Genomic DNA, 4309 nt, shown 5'->3' with positions numbered 1-4309 from the left:
TGCCGGCCACTGATGCCGATCTTGAAGCGACCGTCCTGGGGCACGCGTTTTTCGCCGATGTCCAGTTCGGCCATGACCTTGACCCGGGAAATCACCTGCTCGGCGAATTCGTTGCCCTGGATCTTGCTGATGTTGTTGAGCACGCCATCGATGCGGTACTTGATCACCAGGCCGCTGCCGGTGGTGCCCAGGTGGATATCGCTGGCGTGCATCTTCAGCGCGTCGTAGAGGGTTGAGTTGACCAGCTTGACCACCACGCTCGAGTCTTCGCTGATGCTGGTCAGGGACAGGCTTTGCAGAGTGTCGATCTCGGTGTTGCCGTCGGCCTGGGCGTTGAGCGACTCCACCGCGTGGAAGCTCTCTTCGTGACGCGCGAGGTAGGCTTTCAGGTCGTCGGCATGCACCAGGTACAGCGGCGCGCCGTGCAGGCAGTCGTCGATCCAGGCCAGGCGGGCGCTGTCGAAGGGGTCGGCAAACACGCCGATGACCGCGTCGTCGTGACGCAGCAGGATGAATTCGCGCTTGAGGCATTGGGCCAGGGTGACCCGGTCGAACACCGGAGTGGCCTGGAACAGGCTGTCGGTGTCGAGCACCGGGTAATGCAGGGTTGCGCCCAGGCACTGGATGAAAGGCATGGGGGCCAAGTCGCACAGCACCGCGAGGGCTTCGAGCATGCGCTCGCCGGAACTGTCGGCCCGGGAACGGGCCTGGGCCAATTGCTCACTGGAAAACCGGGTCGGTACACAATCCAGCGGTGGCACATCGACGACAAGGGTAAGACGATCCATGGCTTGCTCTCCAACACCCGGGGCTTAGAGCCCTGTCGGCGCGGCGAGCAATTGCGGCGGATGCCGGAACCTCTTGTCGCGCCATTACTCCCCGGTGAGCAATTGTTCGTCGTCTGGCGCTGTGGAGGCCGAGTTACTTCGTCGGCGATCTGCAAGCACCCAACTACCGTCGTACAACTGCAGCGGGAAACTTTCGATCCTGCTCTGGCGTCGTTCGACAAAGCCTTCGCTACTGCTCACACCCGCTTTGGGTTCGCGCTGGCGCCCCAGAAGGTCAAGTACTGCACGCGCCAGTTCCGCCAACGGAAAGGGTTTGAACAGGATGTGGCTGACTCCCAGTTGCCGGGCCCTTTCGCAAACCTCTGCGGTGGGGTGCCCCGTGATCAGCACAAAATGACACTTCCTGTTCTGGCGGATGGCATCGAGCACCTCAAAGCCTTCCATATCGGGCAAGCGGTAATCGAACACCATCACATCGGGTGCGAAATCGCCTGCTTCAGCGATTCCGTGCGCACCGTCGTGAGCAATCCGGACTTCCAGCGCTTGCGCCTGCAGGTAACCCTGGAGGTTTTCCGCCAGCAGCTGTTCGTCATCAACAACCAGTACTTTGTTTAACAAGGTGGACTCCTTGAAACCGCAGGTCCGAGTTCCGAACCTGGCGGAGTGCGCGCCTTGATAGGTCTAACGCACACTTCATGCCAGGCTGAGTGCCGGTAATTTTATGTATTCATGTCCTTGAATTTAAAAGCAATGCCTTTGCGCCCATATGCCCCACCCCCCAAAAGCGGGGGAAAGCGAACGGATACGCATCGACGCTTTTCCCCCACAGTTGGGGAAAGCTCACTCGTCGTCAATCCGTTCGATCCGATTGCTTGCGCGCAGCTGCGCCAGGGCCTGCAGACGAGCCTGGACCTGTTTCTGTCGGGCAAGGTAAGCCCGAACCATGTCAAGTCCCTGCTCTTGTGTGACATCGGCAGCCTCCAATCGGTTCTGCAACTGAATCAAATGCCAGCCAACCGCCGTGCGCACCGGCTCGCTGACGGCACCGGGTGCCAGGGCAAAGGCCGCGGCTTCGAACTCCGGCAACATGCGCCCCCGGGTAAAGTACCCCAGATCGCCGCCTGCGCTGGCCGACGCGTCTTCGGAACCGCTGCGGGCGACGCTGGCAAAATCGGCACCGTCGCGAATCGTGGTGCGCATCGCCTCCAAGCGTAGTCTCGCGGCCTCGACTGTGGAAGCATCCGCCCCCTGAGGCACTTTGATCAGGATATGCCTGACCTGGATCTCCTCGGGCCGGCTCATTTCGGCGCGGTGCTCCTGATAAAACGCCTGCACCTGTTTTTCGTCCGGCGCGTCTGCCTTGGTGAGTTCGGCAAACATCTGTTGCGCCGCCAGATCACGGCGGGTGTATTCGATGTAGCCGGCCTCATCGAAACCGGCGTCCTCCAGGCGTCGGGCGAACACCTGTGCGCCCCCCATGGCCTGGCGGGTCTGGGCCACCTGGTCGTGCACCGTGGCATCGCTGACCACCACCCCGCGCTTGACCGCTTCCTGCCAGAGCAGCTCCTTGTCAATCAGGGCGTCCAGCGCCGCCTTGCGCAGCTGCTTGTAGGCGCTGGGACTGCGGATGCTGGCAACCGCCCGGCCCTGATCCTCCAGGTATTCGGCGAAATAACGCTCCAGGCGCAGCTGGGAAATTTCCTCGCCATTGACCCTCGCCACCGCCGGGCCATTGCTGCAAAACGCGGCGGGCACCCACAGGGTCAATAGCACCAACACAGTCGCAAGTTTCATCTTCGGCCTCCGGATCAGGGCGTGGCGGCAATGGGTTTGTAGGGGGCAACCAGATAGAAGCGCTGGTCTGGCAGGTCCACGGTGACCACATGGGCGCCGTTCAGGCCCAAGCGTCGACCCGGCCCGAAACTGATCAGTGGGGTCAGGCCGGTATCGAAGTCGTGCAGGGCTTCCAGGGCACTGATCAGTTTTTCCCGGCTGGCATCGCGCCCCGCCTGTTTCATGCCCTCGCTGAGCAGCATCATCGAACTGTAGGCACCGACCTGCAGGACCGCGTGTTCGCCGCCGAGCTTCTGGCGCTCGCGCAGTTGCGTCAGGGCAGTGCGCCCGGTCATCGTCCAGTCGCTGGGCACGAAGGGGTAGGCCAGGAACACCCGCCGGGAAAAACCGCTGGGCACCTGCAACAGATCCCCCGCCACCTGATTCGAGGCGGCGAACAGGTAGGGCACCTGGCCTGCGGTCTGCAAGCGCTCGGCCAGGCGACTGAAACCGCCGCTGCTGCCCATGTAGAACACCGAGCGCGAGCCCAATGGCAACTCGTCCTGCGCCGATTCATAGGGTTGCAGGCGCACTTTCTGCCAGTCGTTGTCCTGCAGGTATTGGGCAAGTTTCTCGGCTGCCAAACGCTGGCCCGGCTCGTTCGGGTAGGCGATCAGCGTGGGGCCTTGCAGTACGCGCAGGCTGGTGGCGGCGTAGTTGGCCAGGGCGATCATCTGTTCACGCAGCCCCGGCAGCGGTTCGAAAATCTGTCGGCTGGCCTGGGCCGTGCCCTGCAATGACAGCGGCCCGATCAGCGGCACGCCGGCCTGTTCCAGACGCGGCGCCAGCTCCGCATCCAGCGCTGGCACCAGCGGTGCGACCAAAGCGAAAACCTGTTCCTGTTCGATCAACTGGTCGAGCGCATGTTCGGCGCTGGCACGGTCGGGCCCCGGGTCAAGGATGGTCAGGCGCACCTGCCGGCCGTGAATCCCCCCGGCTTCGTTGATCCGCGCCACGCTGCCCCTGAGCACCGCCGCCACGGTAAGGCCCTCCTCGCCCAGCACGCCAGTACTCGGCAGCAAGGTGCCCAAGTGCAGGCTGTCGGGGCTCAGGCCCGGATCGCGCTCATCGGCCAGGCGCTTGAGGTACGCCGTCAGGTTGCGTTGATCGCTCATCGACAGCACGAACCGCGGCATCGCCGCATCGAGCCGGTTGTTGCCCGGGTCGCGTCCCTCCTGGATCGCACGGGCCAACGTGCCCTCGGTGTAGGCCGGGTAGGCTCGCCCGTTGACCTGCTGTTGACCGTAGGTGCTGGTCAGCCGCGACCAACTCAAATCCGGCGGCCGCACCCCGCCTTCCGGGCGCCCCAGGCCATCGCTGCCGTGGCAGTTGGCGCACGGCAGACTGGTGGCCGGCAGCAGCATGCCCGCCGCCCCGATCCGGGCCATGATCGGCTCACCGCTGGCCGATACACCTTCGCGGTACAGCCGTTTGCCGGCGTTTTCGCTGGGCGTCAGCGATAACGCCTGGGCGCTCAGGCTGATGCCACCCAGGATAAGCAGGCCGAGGATCAGGGCATTTCTCATGGCCCGCACTCAACGGCCGGCCACGGGCATTGCCAGCAACTGCAAGCGCTGGGCAATGGCGGCGGCCGGGGCATCGGGACGGATCTTGCTCCAGCGCTTGTTCGCCACGTCACCGACGATCAACTGGGTGGAGTGCTGCTCGGGGGACGGTATGACCTGGCC

General features: G+C 63.8%; 4 protein-coding genes and 1 pseudogene. All 5 read right to left on the bottom strand.

What is annotated here, in order from left to right; genetic code table 11:
* Window positions 1–788 (bottom strand): ATPase, T2SS/T4P/T4SS family (locus tag ABWY06_RS10810; protein ID WP_353925574.1); only part of this gene is annotated, 788 nt, incomplete at its 3' end.
* A gap of 84 nt (window positions 789–872) precedes the next feature.
* Window positions 873–1406 carry a response regulator gene (locus ABWY06_RS10805; protein ID WP_353925573.1) on the bottom strand — a complete coding sequence of 178 codons (534 nt, stop codon included), beginning with the start codon at window positions 1404–1406 and terminating at the stop codon, window positions 873–875.
* Window positions 1407–1628: 222 nt separating this feature from the next.
* Entirely contained in the window at window positions 1629–2582 is a 954-nt protein-coding gene (locus ABWY06_RS10800) for a peptidylprolyl isomerase (protein ID WP_353925572.1), read from the bottom strand.
* 14 nt (window positions 2583–2596) lie between these two features.
* Window positions 2597–4147: a cytochrome c/ABC transporter substrate-binding protein gene (locus ABWY06_RS10795; RefSeq protein WP_353925571.1), complete on the bottom strand. Its 1551-nt coding sequence runs from the start codon at window positions 4145–4147 to the stop codon at window positions 2597–2599.
* 9 nt (window positions 4148–4156) lie between these two features.
* Window positions 4157–4309 (bottom strand): annotated as a pseudogene (locus ABWY06_RS10790) (SCO family protein); the annotation flags it as partial.

It is taken from the genome of Pseudomonas sp. (genome assembly GCF_040514055.1).
Classification (GTDB): Bacteria; Pseudomonadota; Gammaproteobacteria; order Pseudomonadales; family Pseudomonadaceae; genus Aquipseudomonas.
The sequence above is the reverse complement of the archived record's forward strand: the minus strand, read 5'-3'. Positions and strand labels throughout refer to the sequence as shown.

Coding starts and splice junctions, on each gene's coding strand:
- ABWY06_RS10800 (WP_353925572.1), bottom strand. CDS start 2,582: ATGAAACTTGCGACTGTGTTGGTGCTATTGACCCTGTGGGTGCCCGCC.
- ABWY06_RS10795 (WP_353925571.1), bottom strand. CDS start 4,147: ATGAGAAATGCCCTGATCCTCGGCCTGCTTATCCTGGGTGGCATCAGC.